Origin of the sequence: Actinocatenispora rupis (assembly GCF_016861975.1) — a bacterium.
Classification (GTDB): Bacteria; Actinomycetota; Actinomycetes; order Mycobacteriales; family Micromonosporaceae; genus Actinocatenispora; species Actinocatenispora rupis.
Map to the genome: position 1 here is coordinate 30,824 of NZ_BOMB01000001.1, position 20,770 is coordinate 51,593.

A 20,770-nucleotide genomic window follows, 5' to 3' on the forward strand; every position below is an offset into this window, starting at 1 on the left:
GGACCGGTCAGCGCGCCGTGGGGTGGGCGGTGGCACGGAACAGTACGGCGTCGGCGGTGGGCCGGGCGGCGTCCTCCCAGCCGGCGACCAGCGCGCACCGGGTACGCCGGGCGAGCAGGTCGTCGGGGTCGAGCGCGCCCTCGGCCAGCGCCCCGAACAGGAGTTCCACCCCCAGCACCGGTACGCCTTCGGCGACGGGCCGCAGCAGTCCCGGGTCGCGATCGGCGAGGGCGGCGACGAGCGGCGCCTCCGTGCCGTATCGCCGGATCAGCCGGCGCGGCGCGGAAAGCGTCGCCAGGTCGTCCGGCGGTGCCGCGCCGACGAGCGGTACGGAGGCGCTGTGGCCGCGGCCGGCGGCCAGCCCGTACCGGCGGACGGCGCGGTCGACGGCGTCGGCGGCCATCCGGCGGTACGTGGTGAGCTTGCCGCCGACGACGGTCACGAGCCCGTCGCCGTCGTCGGTGACCACGTGCCGGCGGGACAGGTCCGCCGTCGTACCGCCGGGGCGTGAGCCGGTGTCGACCAGCGGGCGCATCCCGGCGTACCCGCCGACGACGGCGGTGCGGTCGACCGGCCGGTCCAGCGCGGTCGCCAGTACGCCGAGGAGGAAGTCGACGTCGGTGTCGGCGACGGTGCACCCGTCGGGCACCGGTCCGTCGACGGGGTCGTCGGTCAGCCCGACGTAGACGGTGCCGTCCGGTTCGGGCAGCACGATCACGTACCGGTTGCGTTCGCCGGGGACGGCGACGTTCAGCCCGGCGTGCGGTACGCCGAGCGTGTCGGCGCGCAGCACCACGTGCGCGCCCTTGCTGGGCCGCAGCCGTACCGTCGGGTCGAGGTGGCCGGCCCAGACCCCCGTCGCGTTGACGACGACCCGGGCCCGCACCTCGAACCCTTCCCCGGTACGGGTGTCGTGGGCGGTGACGCACCCGCCGGAGACGCAGTCGACGGTGCACCGGGTGAGGATCCGCGCGCCGTGCCCGGCCGCCGTACGGGCGAGGGCGACGACGAGCCGCGCGTCGTCGACGAGCTGCCCGTCCCAGTGCAGGACGGCGCCGTCGAGGCCACCGGAGCGCAGCGCGGGCGTCAGGTACCGGGTGCGGCCGGGGCCGATCCGCCGGGGTGCGGGTAGGCGCCGGCCGGGGCTGCGGGCCGCGCGGCGGAGTCCGTCGGCGAGGTGCGTACCGAATGTGGCGAGGGCGCCGTGCGGGCTCGCGAACCCCGGCCCGTACGGCGTGACGAACGGCAGCGTGCGCACCAGGTGCGGCGCCACCCGGTCCATGAGGATCTGCCGTTCCCGCGCGGACTCCCACGCGAGTTCGACGTCGCCGGCCGCCAGGTACCGCAGGCCGCCGTGCACCAGCTTGCTGGACGCGCCGGACGTACCGCAGGCGAGGTCGCCGCGTTCGAGCAGGACGACGGACAGGCCGCGGCTGGCGGCGTCGAGCGCGGCGCCGGCGCCGACCACGCCGCCGCCGACGACCACCACGTCGACGGAGCGGCCCGCCGTCACGTCCGCCAGCTCGCGTTCGCGCCGCGCCGCGGACAACCACGTACCGTCCACTGTGGACGTTGCCGCGGTCACGGCGCCAGGTACCTGTCGAGCAGGTGCCGCAGCTCGGCCCGTACCGCGACCGGATCGGTCTCGGCGGCGAGCATCCGGGCCGCGAACACGAACCCCTGCAGGACGACGACGAGTACCCAGCTCGCGGCGGTCTCGTCCAGCGGCCGGACCGATCCGTCGGCGTGGCCGGCGGCGAGTGCCGCGGCGATGGCGGCGCGCGTCTCGTGGTGGCTGGTGCCCGCCCGGTCCACCAGGTACGGCAGCAGCAGCTCGGGGTCGAGTTCGACGAGCCGGCCGAGCAGCGGGTCGGCGGCGAGCCGGTCGACGCCGCGCAGGGCGAGTTCGACGACCCGTTCCCGCCCCGTACGCAGGCCGTCGGTCTGCTGCGCGAGGTCCGCGAGCATGGCCTCGACCTCACGGGTGAGCAGCGTGACCAGCAACTGCTGGACGTCGCCGAACCGGCGGTACAGCGTCATGCGGCTGACCCGGGCGCGGCGGGCGACCTCGGTGGCGGTGGTACGGCGCACGCCCACCTGGAGCACCGACTCCCGGGCGGCGTCGAGGATGGCGGAGTCCGCCGACGTGATGTTACGAAGCGACGTCATGTGTCACACTGTACCGCGTGACCGACCGCGCGCCGTCCTGGAACGGCTGGGAACCCGCCGCCCGTCCACCGCTGCCCGCCGCCGCCCGGCGCGAGCTGACCCGGCTGTTCGGCTCCTGGCCCGCACCCACCCCGCCGGTACCGCTGGCCGACGTGACGCTGCCCGGTTCGGCGCTGCCGGACGGGGCGCGGCGCGAGTTCGTGGCCGCGCTGGGCGAGGAGCACGTGACGACGGACCGGACGGAACGGATCCGGCACGCCGCCGGCCGGGCGTACCTGGATCTGGTCCGGCTCCGGTCGGGCGACGCGGGCGGTGCGCCGGACGCGGTGCTGCGGCCCGCCGACGCCGAGCAGATCGCCGACGTACTCCGGATCTGCGTCGGCCGCCGCGTCGCCGTCGTGCCGTACGGCGGGGGCACGAGCGTGGTGGGCGCGCTGGCCGCCGACCGGGGCGACCAGCGGGCCGCCGTGGCGCTCGACCTGTCCCGGCTCGACCGGCTCGTCGCGCTCGACCGGGTGGCGCAGACCGCGACGCTGTCCGCCGGCATGCGCGGGCCGGAGGTTGAGGCGGCGCTCGGCGGGCTCGGCTTCACCCTCGGCCACTTTCCGCAGAGCTACCGGTACGCGACGTTCGGCGGCTGGGTCGCCACCCGTTCCGCCGGCCAGGCGTCCACCGGGTACGGGCGGATCGACGAGCTGGTGCACCGGGTGCGGTGCGTGACGCCGACCGGCGAGCTGGATCTCGGCCGGGGCCCCGCGTCGGCCGCCGGTCCCCGGCTGATCGACCTGGTGGTCGGCTCGGAGGGCGCGCTCGGCGTGATCACCGAGGCGACCGTCACGGTCCGCCCCGTCCCCGCCGCCCGCCGGTACGAGGGATGGTCGCTGCCCGGGCTCGGCGCCGGACTGGAGGCGTTCCGGGCGCTGGCGCAGCGGCTCGGACCGGGCCTGGCGCCCGACGTCTGCCGGCTGTCCGACCCGGACGAGACACGCACGACGTTCCTGCTCGGCGGGACCGCCGCCCGCCTCGCCCGGGGGTACCTGGCGGTCCGCGGACACGGCGCCGGCTGCCTCGCGATCCTCGGCTGGGAGGGTGAACCACACCTCGTCCGGTACCGTCGGCGCGCGGCGGCGCGGCTGCTGGAGTCGTACGGCGGGGTGCCGCTCGGCGGGACGCCCGGCGCGTCGTGGCGGCACGGCCGGTTCGGCGCGCCGAACCTGCGGGACACCCTGCTCGACCACGGACTGCTCGTCGAGACGCTGGAGACCGCCGCCGACTGGTCCGCGCTGCCCGCCCTGTACCGCGCCGTCCGGGAGACGCTGCGCGCCGAGCTGGGCCGCGTCCTCGTCATGACGCACGTCTCCCACCTGTACCGCACCGGCGCCTCCCTGTACGTCACCGTCCTCGGCGTACGCGACCGTGCCGACCCGGTCGGGCAGTGGACCCGCGCGAAACGTGCCGTGACCACCACGATCCAGTCGTACGGCGGGACCGTGACGCACCACCACGCGGTCGGTGTGGACCACCGGTCGGCGCTCGCCGACGAGATCGGGGAGCGCGGCGTCGCCCTGCTGCGCGCCGCGAAGGCGGAGCTCGACCCGACCGGCATCATGAACCCCGGCACCCTCGTACCCTGACCCGCGCCGGCCGGAACCCTTGTACCGCAGGCGAATCAGGCCCGGCGCGACCTGACCCAGCCCCGCTGGAACCCTTGTCCCGAAGGCGAACCGGGCCGGCGTGCCCTGACCTGGTCCGGCCGGAACCCTTGTGCCGCAGGCGGATCGGGCCCGGTGTGCCCTGACGCGCGCCGGCCGGAACGCTTGTGCCGCAGGGGTATCAGGCCCGGCGTGCCCTGGCCGACGGGCCGGAATCGTTGCGGCGTGGGCGGATCAGGACGCGGGCCGGGTCAGGGGAGGATGCGGCGGAGTACCGGGAGGAGGTCGGCCCGGGTGGGCGTCGGGTCGGCGACGAGGGACTCCAGCAGCAGCCCGTCGATGGCGGCGGTCACCGCCCGCGCGGTCACCGGATCAGTACGGCGGGCGATGAGTGCGGTGATGTCCGACATCCAGGCCGTCGCGGCGGGACGGAGCGCGGGACGGCGCAGCGCCGCCAGGTACAGCTCGTACTCGACGATGGTGCGGTCGCGGTGGGGGCCGACGTCGTGCGTGATCATGTCGGCGAGCGCCGCGGCCAGGTCGGCGTCCGCGGGCAGCCCGTCCAGGAACTCCCGCAACCGCCGGTTGTACGCCTCCGCCGCGGCCCGCAACGCCGTCGCCAGCAGCTCGTCCCGGCTGCCCAGGTGGTACGTGGTGGATCCGAGCGGTACGCCGGCGGCGGACGCGACGGCGCGGTGGGTGAGCCCGTCGAGGCCACGCTCGGCGATCACGGCGATGGTCGCTTCGACGAGCCGGTCGCGCCGGCCGGGATCGGTCGGCCCCCGGCGGTTGGCCGGACTCCGCGGGTTGGTGGTCATCGCGGTCAGTCTCCCCGAGGTCAGTGCCCGCCGCCGAGGTTGAGCGCGACGACGCCGGCGACGATCAGCGCGATGCCGCCGATCTTGACCATGCTGACCGGCTCGTGCAGCAGCACCATGCCGACGGCGGCCACGACGGCCGTCCCCGCCCCGGACCAGATCGCGTACGCCACGCTCACGGGCATCGACTTGAGCGTCTGCGACAGCAGCGCGAACGACACCAGGTACCCGAGGACGGTGCCGACGCTGGGCCACAGCTTCGTGAACCCGGCGGAGAGCTTGAGCAGGCTGGTGGCGGTGATCTCGGCGGCGATGGCCGCGGCGAGCAGTACGTAGGGCATGAGCCGGTCCCGTTCTTGTGTACAGACGTCCACAATGGGCTGTGGACGAACGTACACCGGGCTGGGGGTTCTCGTCCCGGACAGGTGGTAAGGGTCATGCCGGCGTACGGTGCCCGGACCGCGGACCGTACGCTGTGCGCGCGCTCGCCGACGCCGTCCGCGGGTGCGTACCCCTCCGTTCGAAGGGATCCGACGCAGTGCCGACCTGCCGCAACCGTGGGCGTTCCCGGCCCGCCGACCGGCTCCCGGAGAACCGTCAGGTGGGTGCGGAAGAATGGGCGCATGACGACACGTGAGGTCGTGCTGCTCGGGTCGACCGGGTCGATCGGCACACAGGCGATTGACGTGATACGCCGCAATCCGGACCGCTTCCGGGTGATCGGCCTGGCCGGTGGTGGCGGCAACGTCGAGCTGCTCGCCCGACAGGCGCTGGAGCTGTCCGTCGAGGTGGTCGCGGTCGCCCGGGCCAGCGTCACCCAGGACCTGCAGCTCGCGTTCTACGCGGAGGCGCAGCGGCGCGGGTGGGCGACCGGGCAGTACCGGATCCCGAAGATCCTGGCCGGTCCGTCGGCCGCGGCGGAGCTGGCCGCCCTGCCGTGCGACCTGGTGCTCAACGGGATCACCGGGTCGGTCGGGCTCGGTCCGACGATGGCCGCGCTCACCGCCGGGCGTACGGTCGCGCTCGCGAACAAGGAGTCCCTGGTCGCCGGCGGTGAACTGGTCCGCACGGTGGCACGGCCGGGCCAGCTGGTGCCGGTCGACTCGGAGCACAGCGCGCTCGCCCAGTGCCTCCGCGCCGGCCGCGCGGACGAGGTCGCCCGGCTGGTCGTGACGGCGAGCGGCGGGCCGTTCCGCGGGCGCTCGCGCGACGAGCTGGTCGACGTGACGCCCGAGCAGGCCCTCGCCCACCCGACCTGGGACATGGGCCCCGTCGTCACAGTCAACTGCGCCAACCTGGTGAACAAGGGCCTTGAGGTGATCGAGGCGCACGAGCTGTTCGGCATCCCGTACGAGCGGATCGACGTGGTGGTGCACCCGCAGTCGATCATCCACTCGATGGTGCAGTTCACCGACGGGTCGACGATCGCGCAGGTCAGCCCGCCGGACATGCGGCTGCCGATCTCGCTGGCGCTGGGCTGGCCGGACCGGGTGCCCGACGCGGCGCCGGCGATGGACTGGACCGCCGCGCAGCGGTGGGAGTTCCTGCCGCTCGACGAACAGGCGTTCCCCGCGGTACGGCTGGCGCGGGAGGTCGGTGCGGCCGGCCGCTGCCGCCCCGCCGTGTTCAACGCGGCGAACGAGGAGTGTGTCGCCGCGTTCCTGGCAGGCGATCTGCCGTTCCCTGCGATCGTCGACACAATTGCGGCGGTTCTGGATCGGGCGCCGGACTTCGGCGTACCGGGTACCGTCGATGACGTGCTCACCGCCGAGACCTGGGCCCGCCAGACGGCCCGCGAGCTCTGCTCGACCCTGAAGAGAGGACACTGATGGCGTACGCGATCGGCGTGATCCTGTTCGCCCTCGGCATCCTCGTCTCGGTGGCACTGCACGAGGCCGGGCACATGTTCAGCGCCCGCGCCTTCGGCATGAAGGTCAGCCGTTACTTCATCGGCTTCGGCCCGACCCTGTTCTCCTTCCGCCGCGGCGAGGTGGAGTACGGGCTGAAGGCCATTCCCGCTGGCGCGTTCGTGAAGATCGACGGGATGACGCCCCTGGAGGAGGCCGAGGAGGTCAAGCCGGAGGACCGGCACCGGGTCTTCTGGCGCAAGCCGGTCTGGCAGCGCACGATCGTACTGGTCGCCGGCTCGGTGACGCACTTCGTCCTGGCGTTCGTGATCTTCTGGGTCGCCGCCGCGTTCGTGGGTGTGCCCAACCCGAAGCTCGCCGACTACCAGTCGCTCAAGGTGCCCGCGCAGATCGGCCAGACCGCCGCCTGCGTGCAGGTCAAGTACGACGCGGCGAACCCGGAGAAGTGCACCCCGGCCGACCCGAAGGGGCCCGCGAAGGCGGCCGGGCTCAAGGCCGGCGACACCATCACGAAGATCGGCGGCACGCCCACCCCGACGTACGAGGACCTGGTGCGCACCACGCAGCACACCAAGGCCGGGCCGGTGCCGGTGACGTACATCCGGGACGGCCGCTCACACACGACCACGGTGACGTTGGTGACCGCGCAGCGGCCGACCGGCGGCACCACCGAGCACCCGACGTACTCCGACGTCTCGGTACTCGGCATCACGCTGGCCACGTCGCAGCAGATGGGCATCCCCACCACCGTGTCGTACGGGCCGGTCGAGGGCGTCGCGCAGGCCGGCCAGCTGTACGCGCAGACCGCGGTGGGCATGGGCCACGCCGTGGTCCGGATCCCGGAGAAGATCCCGAACCTGGTGACCGCGCTGGCGGGGGAGAAGCGCAGCGCGGACACCCCGATCAGCGTGGTGGGCGCGAGCCGGCTCGGCGGTCAGGCCGGCGAGCTGCACGCGTGGTGGTTCTTCCTGCTGCTGCTCGCCCAGCTCAACCTGTTCATCGGAGTGTTCAACCTGCTTCCGCTGCTGCCCCTCGACGGCGGGCACGTGGTGATCGCGTGGTTCGAGAAGCTGCGCTCGTGGTGGGCGTCCCGGCGGGGCCGCGCCGATCCGGGCCGGGTCGACTACCTGAAGCTCATGCCGATCACGTACGCGGTCGTGATCGTCTTCGGTGGGTTGAGCGTGCTCACCGTGGCCGCGGACATCATCAATCCCGTCACCCTGAATTGAGGCGTACATGACCACGGTCAGTCTCGGCATGCCAGAGGTACCGCCGCCACCGCTGGCGGAGCGCCGGCAGTCCCGGCAGATCATGGTGGGCAGCGTTCCCGTGGGCGGGGGCGCGCCGGTCAGCGTGCAGTCGATGACCACCACCGTCACCGCCGACGTGAACGCCACGCTGCAGCAGATCGCGGAGCTGACCGCGTCCGGCTGCCAGATCGTCCGGGTCGCGGTGCCGTCGGCGGACGACGCCGAGGCGCTGCCGGCGATCGCGAAGAAGTCGCAGATCCCGGTGATCGCCGACATCCACTTCCAGCCGAAGTACGTGTTCGCCGCGATCGACGCCGGCTGTGCCGCGGTGCGCGTCAACCCGGGCAACATCAAGCAGTTCGACGACAAGGTCGCCGAGATCGCCCGGGCTGCCAACGACGCGGGCACCCCGATCCGGATCGGCGTCAATGCCGGCTCGCTCGACAAGCGCCTGCTGGAGAAGTACGGCAAGGCCACGGCCGAGGCGCTGGTCGAGTCGGCGCTGTGGGAGTGCTCGCTGTTCGAGGAGCACGGCTTCCGCGACATCAAGATCTCCGTCAAGCACCACGACCCGGTCGTCATGATCCGGGCGTACCGGCAGCTCGCGCAGCAGTGCGAGTACCCGCTGCACCTCGGCGTGACCGAGGCGGGCCCGGCATTCCAGGGCACGATCAAGTCGGCGACGGCGTTCGGCGCGCTGCTGGCCGAGGGCATCGGCGACACGATCCGGGTGTCGCTGTCCGCCCCGCCGGTGGAGGAGGTCAAGGTCGGCATCGGGATCCTGGAGTCGCTGGGGCTGCGCGAGCGCGGCCTGGAGATCGTCTCCTGCCCGTCCTGCGGCCGCGCCCAGGTCGACGTGTACAAGCTGGCCGAGGAGGTGCACGCCGGTCTGGATGGCCTCCCCGTACCGTTGCGTGTCGCCGTGATGGGCTGCGTGGTGAACGGCCCGGGCGAGGCGCGCGAGGCGGACCTCGGCGTGGCGTCCGGCAACGGCAAGGGCCAGATCTTCGTACGCGGTGAGGTCATCAAGACCGTGCCGGAGTCGCAGATCGTCGAGACCCTGATCGGTGAGGCGCTACGGATCGCCGAGGAGACCGGCGCGGAGCTGCCGGAGGAGTTGCGCGGGCTGGGCCCGACGGTCGAGGTGCACTGAGGCCCGGCGGCCGGGGGCGGACAGGTGCCCAGGTCCGACGGCGACGTGGACGGCGCGGCGCACGATGCCGCCTCCGCCCGGCCGCGTCGTCTGGCACGCTGGAGGGGTGCAGGCTGGGGTGCCCGGAGGCGGGACGTGTTGACGGTCCCCGCCCGGTTGCTGAGTGATGCGGACCGGGCCGAGGCCGAGCGACTGCTCGATCTGGAGCCGGTCGCCGCGGCGCAGGTGGCCGAGCGGGTCGAGGCCGGTGGGCTGACGTGGTGGCGGGCCGGCGCCCGTGTCTTCGGGTACGGCGCGCCCGGCCGCCTGGAGTCGCTGTGCTGGCTAGGCGCCAACCTCATTCCGGTACGTGCCGGCCCGGACGCGGTGGCCGGCTTCGCGGAGCTGGCGCAGCGCGAGGGGCGGCGCTGTTCGTCGATCGTCGGCCCGGCCGACGCGGTCCTCGACCTGTGGGGTCAACTCCAGTCGACCTGGGCCCCGGCCCGGGAGGTACGCGCGAGTCAGCCACTGATGATGACCGACCGCCCGAGTACGGTCGCGCCCGACCCCGAGGTACGGCTGGTGCGGTCGAGCGAGGTGGGCGTGCTGTTTCCGGCCGCGGTCGCGATGTACACCGAGGAGGTCGGCGTCTCGCCGATCGTCGAGGCGGGCGGCCGGGTGTACCGGCAGCGGGTGGCCGAGCTGGTGCGGGCCCGCCGGGCGTACGCGAGGTTCGAGGACGGTGCGGTCGTCTTCAAGGCGGAGCTGGCGGTGGTGACCCGGCACACGGCGCAGGTGCAGGGCGTGTGGGTGGCGCCGGAGTGGCGGGGCCGCGGGCTGGGTGTCGCGGGGATGGCGGCGGTGGTCGCGGACGCCCTGGCGCGCGTCGCTCCGAGCGTCAGTCTCTACGTGAACGACTACAACCTCGCCGCCCGCCGCGTGTACGAGCGGTGCGGCTTCCGTACGGTCGGCACGTTCGCGACGGTGCTGTTCTGATCGTCCTGTACGCCGGGTTGCCGCGCCGGGTGGCGCCCGGCCACCTGGCGCGAATGGGCGGCACTACGTGTCTGGGGGCATAATCCTTGTATGTCCAATTTTTCTGTCAGATTTATGCGTATCCGCGGTCGGACTCGTGACAGCCCACTGACTACGTTGGGATAATTTGGCGAGCACTGAGAGTTACGAACTCATGGTTCGTGGACCCGATTGCGGACGAGGTGAGCGCGATGGGGAGGATCGTCAAGACCCGTGGCGAGGGCGTCACCAAGTACTACTGGTACCCGGGCGAGAAGGCTGACTGGATCAAGGCAGCCGTCGCCGCGGGCAGTGGTCTGGTCGTCCTGGCACTGGTCGCTCTGCTGACGCACAGCGGACTGTGGGCCTCCGTGCTCGGCACGTCCGTGACGGCGGCGGTGGCCGGGCTGAACTTCGGCCGGCGGGACGCGCGCGCACTGCGCGAGTTCCCCGACGTGGCGTCGGTCCGGAAGGCGGCCATCGTCGACACGGGACGGGCGATGTGGCGGGCCATGGTCAAGGGCTGTGGCGCGGCCGGCGCGGCCGTACTGGTCGCGAACATGTCCGCGCACGGCTTCGTGGCCGACTGGGTACTGCCGCTCGTACCGGCCGTGGTCGGCGCGCTGGCACACCAGGCCGGCATGACGTACGAGCGATGGCTGGAGGACGCCGAGACGCGCAAGCAGGCGGCCGAGGCGGCGTCGCCGCTGCACGCCGCGGCACCCACCAGCAACGCGGCCTGACAGCACGTCAGGTACTCCGACGACGGCGGCGGCCGATCAGGACCGCCGCCGTCAGCGCGCCACCGATCAGCAGGAGTACCAGGGGGGTGAAGGCGGCGACCAGCAGCAGGGTGTCGGTGTCCGGCAGGTCGCTGCCCGACCCGGTGGAGCCGCCGGCGCGGTAGTACACGACGGACTGGTGCGGGGTGTCGGCTGCGGCGCGGACGAAACGGAAGTCCTCGGTGACCGCGGACGGGGCCAGGTCCACCAGGTCGAACCGGGTCAGGAACATCCGGTGCGGCACGAACGGCGCGAGCGGATCGCCGTCCGTACCGCCGGACGGGGTGGCGGTGGGCGCGGTCGACGGCGTCGGAGCGTCGATCCAGTCGGCGTACCGGACGTCGGACTCGGACGGCAGGCCGCCGATGGCGCGCATCCGGTGGTCGGCGAGCACGTACAGGCGGACGGTCTGGGGTTTCCTGGCCAGGTGCGTCAGCCGCATCGGGTAGACCAGTTCCCGGCTGGGGAACGTGACCGCGAGCGGCGGCAGCTGCGTACCGAGGTCGCGGTGGCCGGCGGCGGGGCGGAGCCGGACCGCGACGTACACCCAGTGGGCGGCGGCGTACGGGCGGACGCCGCGGGCGAGCGTCGGCGACAGGTGGAAGCCGTGCGCGGTGAGCCACCTCGACAGCGCCGTACCGTCGCTCGCGGCCAGCGTGGCCACGTCGTACGGGCCGACGGGGACGTGGGACAGGACGCGGACGTCGGGGGACGGGCGCGCCGCCCCCGGTACTGCGCAGGCGCCGGAACAGTCTCCGTGCCGCGGCTCCTCGACGACCCGGGGCGCGGTGACCTGCGCGAGCCGGTTGAACAGTGCGGTGTCGGCGAGCCGGAAGGTGGGCTTCGCCGGTACGGGCAGGAACCAGGCGGCGGACGTGGGCGTCGCGGTCAGGGTGAGGCTCATCGCGATCGTCTCGCTGCCGCCCTCGTACCGGACGAGGGAGGTCTCGTCGGCGACGCGCGCGTCCGGGTTCGGGGTGACGATCGCGCCACACGCGCAGGCCAGCGCCGGGGTGGCGACGAGCCCGAGCTGGGCCAGGAGTACGGCGGCGAGGACTGCGGCCAGCCGGTGCGTACGTCTCATCTCATCGTCCTTGGTCGGCGGTGGCGTCGGTTGTCGGACGTGCCGGACCGGCTGGCGGTTCCCGCCGGCCGTGTATCCTGCTGGTGTGGATGAGAATGCAGTCGACTGCATAGTGATGCCGCAAGTGGCGCTGCGCCCGGCCCGTACCGCGGACGTCCGCGCCATCGCCACCCTCATCGACACGTACGCGCCGGAGCGCCGACTGCTCGTCAAGCCGGCCGTCGCGCTGTACGAGGGGATCCAGGAGTTCCGGGTCGCGGAGCTGGACGGCGCGGTCGTCGGGTGCGGCGCGCTGCACGTGTTCTGGGAGGATCTCGCCGAGATCCGCACCGTCGCCGTCGACCCCGCCCGGCGCGGCCACCGGATCGGCCAGCGCATCGTCACCGAACTGCTCGACAACGCCCGTGCGCTCGGCCTCAGCCGGGTCTTCGTCCTCACGTTCGAGGTGGAGTTCTTTGCGCGGCACGGGTTCCGGGTCATCGAGGAGTCGCCCGTCGACACCACCGTGTACCAGGAGCTGATGCGGTCGGCGGACGAGGGCGTCGCCGAGTTCCTGGAGCTGGAGCGGGTCAAGCCGAACACGCTCGGGAACACCCGCATGCTCCGCTACCTCTGACGGCGGCACCCGACGGCGGGGCTGTGCACCGCGGCAGTAGTCGCACCGGGGCGGTGGGCCCCGGGCGGTGGCACCAGGGCGGCACCGGGGCGGTGGCACCGAGGGCATTGACAAGGCGGCGGTGATCTCGGACGATCGCGCCACATCGGACGACGCGTGCCGTCCGCCCCGTCTCGGTACAGGGGGAGTCACATGGCAGATTCCCGATCCGACGCCGACAGCCGCCGACTCGCCGAGCTCGGCTACAAGCAGGAGCTGCGCCGCAAGCTCTCCGGGTTCTCGAACTTCGCGGTCTCGTTCTCGATCATCTCGGTCCTGGCCGGCTGCCTCACCTCGTACGGGATCGCGATGGCGGCCGGTGGACCCGCGGTCATCACGCTCGGCTGGTTGCTGGTGGGTGGCGCCGTACTGCTGGTGGCGCTGGCGATGGCCGAGGTGTGCTCGGTCTTCCCGACCGCCGGCGCCCTGTACTGGTGGGCCGCGGCGCTGGCCCGCCGTAACCGGGCGGCGTGGGCGTGGTTCGTGGGCTGGTTCAACTTCCTCGGCGAGGTCGGGGTCACCGCGGCGATCGACTACGGCGCGGCGATGACGACCTCGGCGTTCCTGTCGCTGACGGTGGGGATGACGGTGACGCCGGGCCGTACTTTCCTGGTGTTCCTGGCGATCATCGTGGTGCACGGGCTGCTGAACACGTTCGGCGTGAACCTGGTGAAGGTGCTGTCGGACGTGAGCGCCTGGTGGCATCTCGCCGGGGTCGCGGTGATCGTCGCGGTACTGGCGTTCGTACCGGACCGGCACATGTCGCTCGGCGACGTCTTCACCAGTACGGTCAACCAGACCGGGTGGACCGGACCGGCCGCCGGGGCGTACGCGTTCCTGCTCGGGTTGCTGATGGCGCAGTACACGTTCACCGGGTACGACGCGAGCGCGCACGTGGCGGAGGAGACGCACGGTGCGGCCCGCAGCGCACCCCGCGGCATCGTGCTGTCCGTACTCGTCTCGCTGGTGGCCGGGTTCGTGCTGCTGGTGGCGGTGACCGCGGCGATCCAGCAGTACGAGCCGGAACGGAAGACGGCGCTGGGCTTCCCGCCGGCGCAGATCTTCATCGACGCGCTCGGCCACCGGCTGGGCGCCGCGTTGCTGTCGATCGCGGTCGTCGCGCAGTTCTTCTGCGGGATGGCCTCGGTGACCGCGAACTCCCGGATGAGCTTCGCGTTCAGTCGGGACGGTGCGCTGCCGCTGTCCCGCCTGTGGCGCCGCGTCAACGCCCGCACCGGTACGCCGACCAACTCGGTCTGGCTCTGTGTCGGCTGCTCCGTCCTGCTCGCGCTGCCCGCGTTGTGGAGCTACACCGCGTACCTGGCGGTCACGTCGATCGCCGTGATCGGCCTGTACATCGCGTACGTGACGCCGGTGTTCCTGCGGCTGCGCAACCCGGACTTCCGGCCGGGGGTGTGGCAACTGGGCCGCTGGAGCCGCCCCGTCGGCTGGGCCGCGGTGTGCTGGGTGGTCCTGATCGTCATCCTCTTCGTACTCCCGCCCGCGTGGCCGGTGACCGCCTCGTCGTTCAACTACGCGCCGGTCGCCGTACTCGTCGTGCTCGCGCTGTCCGGGAGCTGGTGGCTGGTGTCCGCGCGCCGCTGGTTCACCGGGCCGCCGGCGGTGCGGGCCAGCGTCGAGACGCCACCCGTGGCCGACGAGTTGATCTAGACTCACCGCACCGCGCGGAGGGAGCCGCACATGGACCGACCGGTACGCCGCGAACCTGCCCTGACCGTGCCGGCCCTGCGCGCCGAGGTCGCGCACGGGCGCGTCGACACCGTCGTCCTGGCCGCCTGCGACATGCAGGGACGCCTGGTGGGCAAGCGGTTCGACGCGCGGTACTTCGTCGACGAGGTGCTCGCGCACGGCACCGAGGCCTGCGGGTACCTGCTCGCCGTCGACGTCGACATGAACACCGTCGACGGGTACGCGCTGGCGAGCTGGGACACCGGGTACGGCGACATGGGCATGACGCCGGACCTGTCGACCCTGCGCCTGCTGCCCTGGCAGGACGGCACCGCGCTGGCGCTCGCCGATCTGTCCACAGTGGAGGGTGCGCCGCTGCCGGTGGCGCCCCGCCAGATCCTGCACGACCAGCTCGCCCGGCTCGCCGACCGCGACCTCGTCGCGTACGTCGGGACCGAGCTGGAGTTCTGCGTCTACGACGACAGCTACGAGGACGCCTGGCGCCGCGGGTACCGCGACCTGACCGCGGCCAACCAGTACAACGTGGACTACTCGATCCTCGGTACCGGACGCGTCGAGCCGCTGCTGCGGGCCATCCGTACCGGAATGGCGGGGGCCGGGATGACCGTCGAGAGCGCCAAGGGCGAATGCAACCTCGGCCAGCACGAGATCGCCTTCCGGTACGCCGACGCGCTCACCACCTGCGACAACCACACCATCTACAAGACCGGCGCCAAGGAGATCGCCGCCGCGCAGGGCCGCTCCCTCACGTTCATGGCCAAACCCGACCCGCGCGAAGGCAACTCCTGCCACATCCACTGCTCGCTGCGCGGCGCCAGCGGCGACACCGTCCTCGCCGGCGACGGCGACCACGGCTTCTCCCCGCTCATGACCCACTTCGTCGCCGGCCAACTGCACTGCCTGCGCGACTTCGCCCTGCTGTACGCGCCGAACATCAACTCCTACAAGCGGTACCAGGACGGATCCTTCGCGCCGACCGCCGTCCAGTGGGGACGCGACAACCGCACCTGCGCCATGCGCGTCGTCGGCCACGGACCCGGGCTCCGCGTCGAGAACCGGGTACCCGGCGGCGACGTCAACCCGTACCTCGCCGTCGCCGGCATGATCGCCGCCGGCCTGTACGGGATCGAGCACGAACTGCCGCTGCCCGCGCCGTACCAGGGCAACGCGTACGAGGCGGGCGGCGAACGGGTGCCGGCGAACCTGCGGGACGCGGTGTCGCGATGGGAAGGGAGCGAGGTCGCGGTCGCCGCGTTCGGGGCCGACGTGGTGGCGCACTACGCGAACGCGGCACGGGTCGAACTCGCGGCCTTCGACGCCGCGGTCACCGACTGGGAGCTGTACCGCGGGTTCGAGCGGATGTGATCGTGGGATGGCGCGACCGACTGTCCAACAAGTGCACAATCGATTGTCCAATTGTTGACCTGTTCAACAGTTGAACAAGTGGACAGTTCAACAAGGGAACAATCGAGAATCGCCGCCACCGGCGGCCCACACCGTCACCACCTGGAGTCCGCATGACCGTGGTCGAGCTGTTGAACCCGGCGACGGGTACGGGGATCGGGACCGTACCGCTGGCGTCCGTGGACGAGGCGGATGCGGCGATCGAGCGGGCGGCCGTGGCGTACGAGTCGTGGCGGCGGGTGGCGCCGGCGGACCGTGGCCGGTTGTTGCGCCGGTTCGCGGAGCGGATCGACGCGCACCGCGAGGAGTTGGCGGAGCTGGAGGTACGCAACTCGGGCCATCCGATCGGCAACGCGCGCTGGGAGGCGGGCAACGCCGCGGATGTCGTCGGCTACTTCGCGGCGGCGCCGGAACGCTTGTGTGGCAGGCAGATCCCGGTGGCGGGCGGGGTGGACGTGACGTTCCACGAGCCGTTGGGCGTGGTGGGGGTGATCGTGCCGTGGAACTTTCCGATGCCGATCGCGTCGTGGGGTTTCGCGCCGGCCTTGGCGGCGGGCAACACGGTCGTACTGAAGCCGGCGGAGTTGACGCCGTCGACGGCGGTGCGGTTGGGCGAGTTGGCGTTGGACGCGGGTCTGCCGGAGCACGTGTTCACGGTGCTGCCGGGGGCGGGTCCGGTGGTGGGGCGACGTTTCGTGACGCACCCGGCGGTACGCAAGGTGTGTTTCACGGGGTCGACGCGGGTCGGCAAGCAGGTGATGGCGGGCTGTGCCGACCAGGTGAAGCGGGTGACTCTGGAGTTGGGCGGCAAGTCGGCGAACATCGTGTTCGCGGATGCGGACGTGGCGGAGGCGGCGGCGGGCGCGCCGATGTCGTTCTGCGACAACACGGGCCAGGACTGCTGTGCGCGTACCCGGATCCTGGTGCAGCGCCCGGTGTACGAGGAGTTCCTGGCGGCGTTGGAGCCGGCGCTGCGCGGGGTGCGGGTGGGTGACCCGGCGGATCCGGACACGCAGGTGGGGCCGCTGGTCTCGGCGGTACAGCGGGACCGGGTGGAGTCCTATGTGGACGGTGCCGAGGTGTTGCTGCGCGCGGATGCCCCGGACGGCCCCGGTTTCTGGTACCCGCCGACGGTGCTGGCGGGACGGTCCACACAGGACAGGGCGTGGCGGGAGGAGATCTTCGGCCCGGTCGCGTCGGTCCTGCCGTTCGACGACGAGGCCGACGCGGTCGCCCTGGCCAACGACACCGCGTACGGGCTGGCCGGGTCGATCTGGACCCGGGACGTGGGCCGCGCGCTGCGGGTGGCCCGGGGCGTACGCGCGGGCAACCTGTCGGTCAACTCGCACTCGTCGGTGCGGTACTCGACGCCGTTCGGCGGGTTCGGCGAGTCCGGGCTGGGGCGCGAGCTGGGGCCGGACGCGCTGGCCGGCTTCACCGAGACCAAGAACGTGTTCCTCGCCGACACCTGAGCACGCGACTAGGATCACCAGTAGGGAGAACAGCGGATGGCGGATCGTCTTTTCAACCGGGTCGCCGTGGTCACCGGCGCGGGCAGTGGCATCGGGCTGGCGACCGCCCGCAGGTTCGCCGCCGAGGGCGCCCGGGTCGTCGCCGTCGACATCGACGACGCGGCCGGCACGAAGGTCGCGGAGGAGACCGGCGGGGTCTACCACCACGTCGACGTCACCGACGAGACCGCCGTCCGCGAGTTGTACTCGAAGGTCGCGACCGACCTCGGCTCGGTGGACATCTCGTTCAACAACGCCGGGATCTCCCCGCCGGAGGACGATTCGATCCTCACCACCGGGCTCGACGCCTGGGAGCGGGTGCAGAAGGTCAACCTCACCTCGGTGTACCTGTGCAGCAAGTACGCGATCGAGCGGATGCGCGCGCAGGGGCGCGGTTCGGTGATCAACACGGCGTCGTTCGTGGCGGTGATGGGCGCGGCGACCTCGCAGATCTCGTACACGGCGAGCAAGGGTGGGGTGCTGGCGCTGTCCCGCGAGCTGGGTGTGCAGTTCGCGCGGGAGGGTGTGCGGGTCAACGCGCTGTGCCCCGGCCCGGTCAACACGCCGCTGCTGAAGGAGCTGTTCGCGGCCGACCCGGAACGGGCGGCGCGCCGGCTGGTGCACGTACCGGTGGGGCGGTTCGCGGAGCCGGAGGAGATCGCCGCCGCGGTCGCGTTCCTGGCCTCCGACGACGCGTCGTTCATCACCGCGTCCACGTTCCTCGTCGACGGCGGCATCTCCGGGGCGTACGTGACGCCGATCTAGGAGGGGGCATGCGGCCGGTCATCGGGATCACGGCGAACGTGGAGCACGCGCACTGGGGCGTGTGGGAGGCGCCGGCCGCACTCCTGCCGTACGCGTACGTGCTGTCGGTGGAGGAGGCCGGTGGGCGGGTGATCACGCTGCCGCCGGACTCCCGGGACGGTGACGTGGTCGCGCACCTGGACGGGCTGGTGCTGTCCGGCGGCGCCGACGTCGACCCGGTCCGGTACGGGCAGGTGCCGCATCCGGCGACGAACGTCCGGCCGGCGCGCGACGAGGGCGAGTTCGTACTGCTGGCCGAGGCGCTCGCGGCGGACCTGCCGGTACTCGGCATCTGCCGGGGGATGCAGCTGATGGCCGTCGCGTACGGCGGGACGCTGCACCAGCATCTGCCCGAGGCGATCGGTTCGGACAAGCACCGGCCGGAGACGGGCGTGGTCGGCTGGCACGGCGTCCGTTTCACCGCCGGCAGCGTCCTGGAGCACGTGTACGGCGAGGGCGAGCTGGAGGTCAACACGTACCACCACCAGGGTGTCGCGGACCCGGGGCGGCTCACGGTGACGGGCCTCGCCGACGACGGCGTCATCGAGGCGCTGGAGGATCCGGCGCACCGGTTCGTACTCGGGGTGCAGTGGCATCCGGAGGAGATCCACGGCGACCACATCTTCGCCGCGCTGGTCGCCGCCGCCACCACCGACTGACCACAGTGGACTGTCGCGGTTCCGCACCGCTGGGCGGATCGAGGCCCACTGGGTACTTGAGCCCCGGCTGGGTACGGTGTGACACTCCGCGGAAGCGTCGGCGGGTGCTGGTACCAATACCGGATGGGTGTGGAGCGGGACGAGGCCGAGGCGCTGCTGCGCCGGCTGGCCGGGCCGGACGCGGTGCTGCGGGACGACCAGTGGCGCGCCGTCGACGCGCTGGTCTCGGACCGGTCGCGGGTGCTGCTGGTGCAGCGGACCGGCTTCGGCAAGTCCGCGGTGTACTTCGTGGCCACCGCGCTGCTGCGGCAGCGGGGCGCCGGCCCGACGGTGATCGTCTCGCCGCTGCTCGCGCTGATGCGCAACCAGGTGGAGGCGGCGGCCGGGGCCGGGATCCGCGCCGTGACGATCAACTCGGCGAACGTCACGGAATGGTCGGCGATCGAGGCGGACATCGCCGCCGGCACCGTCGACGTACTGCTGGTCAGCCCGGAACGGCTCAACAATCCCGATTTCCGCGACCGGGTGCTGCCCGGGCTGGCGGCGTCGACCGGCCTGCTCGTGGTCGACGAGGCGCACTGCGTGTCGGACTGGGGGCACGACTTCCGCCCCGACTACCGGCGGATCGCGACGCTGCTCGCGGGACTGCGGCCGGGCGTACCGGTGCTGGCGACGACCGCCACGGCGAACGCGCGGGTCACCGCGGACGTGGCCGAGCAGCTCGGCGACGCGCTCGTGCTGCGCGGCCCGCTGGACCGGGACAGCCTCCGCCTCGGCGTACTCGACCTGCCCGGGCCGGCGCACCGGCTGGCCTGGCTCGCGGCGTACCTGGACGAGCTGCCCGGCTCGGGGATCATCTACACGCTGACCGTCGCCGCCGCGGACGAGGTGGCCGACTTCCTGCGCGACCGCGGCCACTCCGTCGTGGCGTACTCGGGGCGCACCGACACGGCCGAGCGCGCCGCGGCCGAGGCGGACCTGCTCGCCAACACGGTGAAGGCGCTGGTCGCGACGTCCGCGCTGGGCATGGGCTTCGACAAGCCTGACCTGGGTTTCGTGGTGCACCTGGGCGCCCCCGCCTCACCCATCGCGTACTACCAGCAGGTCGGTCGGGCGGGTCGCGCGGTCGAGCACGCCGACGTGCTGCTGCTGCCGGGCCGCGAGGACGAGGCCATCTGGCGGTACTTCGCGTCGCTGGCGTTCCCGCCCGAGGACCAGGTACGCGCGGCGCTGGCCGCCCTGTCGACCGACTCGCCGACCTCGACGCCGGCACTGGAGTCACGCGTCGACCTGCGGCGTACCCGGTTGGAGCTGATGCTCAAGGTGCTCGACGTGGACGGCGCGGTCCGCCGGGTCCGCGGCGGCTGGCTCGCCACCGGCGAACCCTGGCGGTACGACGCGGACCGCTACGCCCGCATCGCCGCCGCCCGTGCCGCGGAACAGCAGTCCATGCGCGACTACGTCCGTACGGCGGGCGACGGTGCGCGCTGCCGGCTGCGCTTCCTCCGCGAGGCCCTCGACGACCCGTACGCGACGGACTGCGGGCGCTGCGACGTGTGCCTCGGCCCCTGGTACCCGGTGGATCTGCCGGCGGAGGCGCTGGACGCGGCGCAGCGGCACCTCGGCCGGCCGGGCGTGGTGGTGGACCCGCGGAAGATGTGGCCGACCGGCGGTTCGACGCTGGGCATCCCGCACTCGGGGAAGATCCCGGCGGGCGAGGCGGCCGCGGCGGGCCGGGCGCTGGGCCGGCTGTCCGACATCGGTTGGGGCACAAGGCTTCGCGGGCTGTTCCGGCCGGGCGCGCCGGACGCCGAGGTGACCGACGAGGTGTTCCGCGGTGTCGTCGACGTACTGGCCGGGTGGGGTTGGGACCGCCGACCGGTGGGTGTGGTCGCGCTGCCGTCACGGACCCGGCCGGCGCTGGTGTCGTCGCTGGCGGCGCGGATCTCGTCGGTCGGCCGCCTGCCGTACCTGGGGGAGCTGGCCCGGGTCGGCGGTGGGCCGCCCGGTGCCGGCGCCGGCAGCAACGCGGTGCGCCGGCTCGCCGCGGTGCACGACGCCTTCGCCGTACCGGACGCGGTGGCCGAGCGGCTGTCCGACGGTCCCGTACTCCTGGTCGACGACGTGGTCGGCACCGGCTGGACGATGACGGTCGCGGCGCGTGCGTTGCGACTGGCCGGCGCAGGCGAGGTGTTGCCGCTCGCCCTGGCGGTGGACGGGTGAGCGTTGCCTCACCGGATGCCCGTACGGCCGGCGGA

General features: G+C 72.7%; 18 protein-coding genes. 13 read left to right on the forward strand and 5 right to left on the reverse strand.

Annotation, left to right across the window (positions count from 1 at the left end; translation table 11 throughout):
* Window positions 1-7: 7 nt before the first annotated feature.
* Entirely contained in the window at window positions 8-1,564 is a 1,557-nt protein-coding gene (locus tag Aru02nite_RS00165) for a glycerol-3-phosphate dehydrogenase/oxidase (RefSeq protein ID WP_203654549.1), read from the reverse strand.
* A 17-nt stretch (window positions 1,565-1,581) separates the two neighbouring features.
* Complete coding sequence (locus tag Aru02nite_RS00170; protein WP_203653886.1) at window positions 1,582-2,169, reverse strand: TetR/AcrR family transcriptional regulator; 588 nt, start codon at window positions 2,167-2,169, stop codon at window positions 1,582-1,584.
* Between the two features lie 8 nt (window positions 2,170-2,177).
* Here Aru02nite_RS00170 and Aru02nite_RS00175 point away from each other — a divergent pair, with 8 nt between their 5' ends.
* Window positions 2,178-3,803: an FAD-binding oxidoreductase gene (locus tag Aru02nite_RS00175; protein ID WP_203654550.1), complete on the forward strand. Its 1,626-nt coding sequence runs from the start codon at window positions 2,178-2,180 to the stop codon at window positions 3,801-3,803.
* Between the two features lie 269 nt (window positions 3,804-4,072).
* Here Aru02nite_RS00175 and Aru02nite_RS00180 read toward each other — a convergent pair whose 3' ends face one another.
* Both Aru02nite_RS00180 and Aru02nite_RS00185 read right to left on the reverse strand, forming a co-directional pair.
* On the reverse strand, window positions 4,073-4,639 hold the full coding sequence (locus Aru02nite_RS00180) for a TetR/AcrR family transcriptional regulator (protein ID WP_203653887.1): 567 nt from the start codon (window positions 4,637-4,639) through the stop codon (window positions 4,073-4,075).
* A 20-nt stretch (window positions 4,640-4,659) separates the two neighbouring features.
* Complete coding sequence (locus Aru02nite_RS00185) at window positions 4,660-4,980, reverse strand: DMT family transporter (protein ID WP_203653888.1); 321 nt, start codon at window positions 4,978-4,980, stop codon at window positions 4,660-4,662.
* 282 nt (window positions 4,981-5,262) lie between these two features.
* Here Aru02nite_RS00185 and dxr point away from each other — a divergent pair, with 282 nt between their 5' ends.
* The 5 genes from dxr (at window position 5,263) to Aru02nite_RS00210 (ending at window position 10,646) form a co-directional block, all read left to right on the forward strand.
* Window positions 5,263-6,468: a 1-deoxy-D-xylulose-5-phosphate reductoisomerase gene (dxr, locus tag Aru02nite_RS00190; RefSeq protein WP_203653889.1), complete on the forward strand. Its 1,206-nt coding sequence runs from the start codon at window positions 5,263-5,265 to the stop codon at window positions 6,466-6,468.
* Complete coding sequence (locus Aru02nite_RS00195; RefSeq protein ID WP_203653890.1) at window positions 6,468-7,736, forward strand: M50 family metallopeptidase; 1,269 nt, start codon at window positions 6,468-6,470, stop codon at window positions 7,734-7,736. The genes dxr and Aru02nite_RS00195 overlap by 1 nt, the downstream gene beginning before the upstream one ends.
* 7 nt (window positions 7,737-7,743) lie before the next feature.
* Window positions 7,744-8,910 carry a flavodoxin-dependent (E)-4-hydroxy-3-methylbut-2-enyl-diphosphate synthase gene (gene ispG / locus Aru02nite_RS00200; RefSeq protein WP_203653891.1) on the forward strand — a complete coding sequence of 389 codons (1,167 nt, stop codon included), beginning with the start codon at window positions 7,744-7,746 and terminating at the stop codon, window positions 8,908-8,910.
* A gap of 135 nt (window positions 8,911-9,045) precedes the next feature.
* On the forward strand, window positions 9,046-9,885 hold the full coding sequence (locus Aru02nite_RS00205; protein WP_203653893.1) for a GNAT family N-acetyltransferase: 840 nt from the start codon (window positions 9,046-9,048) through the stop codon (window positions 9,883-9,885).
* A 230-nt stretch (window positions 9,886-10,115) separates the two neighbouring features.
* Window positions 10,116-10,646 carry a hypothetical protein gene (locus tag Aru02nite_RS00210; RefSeq protein WP_203653895.1) on the forward strand — a complete coding sequence of 177 codons (531 nt, stop codon included), beginning with the start codon at window positions 10,116-10,118 and terminating at the stop codon, window positions 10,644-10,646.
* A gap of 7 nt (window positions 10,647-10,653) precedes the next feature.
* Here the strand turns inward: Aru02nite_RS00210 and Aru02nite_RS00215 are convergent, their stop codons facing one another.
* On the reverse strand, window positions 10,654-11,769 hold the full coding sequence (locus Aru02nite_RS00215) for a DUF2330 domain-containing protein (protein WP_203653896.1): 1,116 nt from the start codon (window positions 11,767-11,769) through the stop codon (window positions 10,654-10,656).
* A 115-nt stretch (window positions 11,770-11,884) separates the two neighbouring features.
* On the opposite strand from Aru02nite_RS00215, the gene Aru02nite_RS00220 reads away from it, so the two are divergent.
* The 7 genes from Aru02nite_RS00220 to Aru02nite_RS00250 all read left to right on the forward strand — a co-directional run bounded on the left by Aru02nite_RS00220 (window position 11,885) and on the right by Aru02nite_RS00250 (window position 20,735).
* Entirely contained in the window at window positions 11,885-12,385 is a 501-nt protein-coding gene (locus tag Aru02nite_RS00220; protein WP_203654551.1) for an amino-acid N-acetyltransferase, read from the forward strand.
* 192 nt (window positions 12,386-12,577) lie between these two features.
* Complete coding sequence (locus Aru02nite_RS00225) at window positions 12,578-14,095, forward strand: amino acid permease (RefSeq protein ID WP_203653897.1); 1,518 nt, start codon at window positions 12,578-12,580, stop codon at window positions 14,093-14,095.
* A gap of 30 nt (window positions 14,096-14,125) precedes the next feature.
* Window positions 14,126-15,499 carry a glutamine synthetase family protein gene (locus Aru02nite_RS00230; RefSeq protein ID WP_203653898.1) on the forward strand — a complete coding sequence of 458 codons (1,374 nt, stop codon included), beginning with the start codon at window positions 14,126-14,128 and terminating at the stop codon, window positions 15,497-15,499.
* Between the two features lie 152 nt (window positions 15,500-15,651).
* Entirely contained in the window at window positions 15,652-17,010 is a 1,359-nt protein-coding gene (locus Aru02nite_RS00235; RefSeq protein WP_203653899.1) for an aldehyde dehydrogenase family protein, read from the forward strand.
* 36 nt (window positions 17,011-17,046) lie between these two features.
* On the forward strand, window positions 17,047-17,814 hold the full coding sequence (locus tag Aru02nite_RS00240) for a 3-oxoacyl-ACP reductase (protein WP_203653900.1): 768 nt from the start codon (window positions 17,047-17,049) through the stop codon (window positions 17,812-17,814).
* An 8-nt stretch (window positions 17,815-17,822) separates the two neighbouring features.
* Entirely contained in the window at window positions 17,823-18,512 is a 690-nt protein-coding gene (locus tag Aru02nite_RS00245; RefSeq protein ID WP_203653901.1) for a gamma-glutamyl-gamma-aminobutyrate hydrolase family protein, read from the forward strand.
* Between the two features lie 123 nt (window positions 18,513-18,635).
* The gene (locus tag Aru02nite_RS00250; RefSeq protein ID WP_203653903.1) at window positions 18,636-20,735 is read left to right on the forward strand and encodes a RecQ family ATP-dependent DNA helicase; all 2,100 of its coding nucleotides are present in this window, start codon (window positions 18,636-18,638) and stop codon (window positions 20,733-20,735) included.
* Window positions 20,736-20,770: the final 35 nt, after the last annotated feature.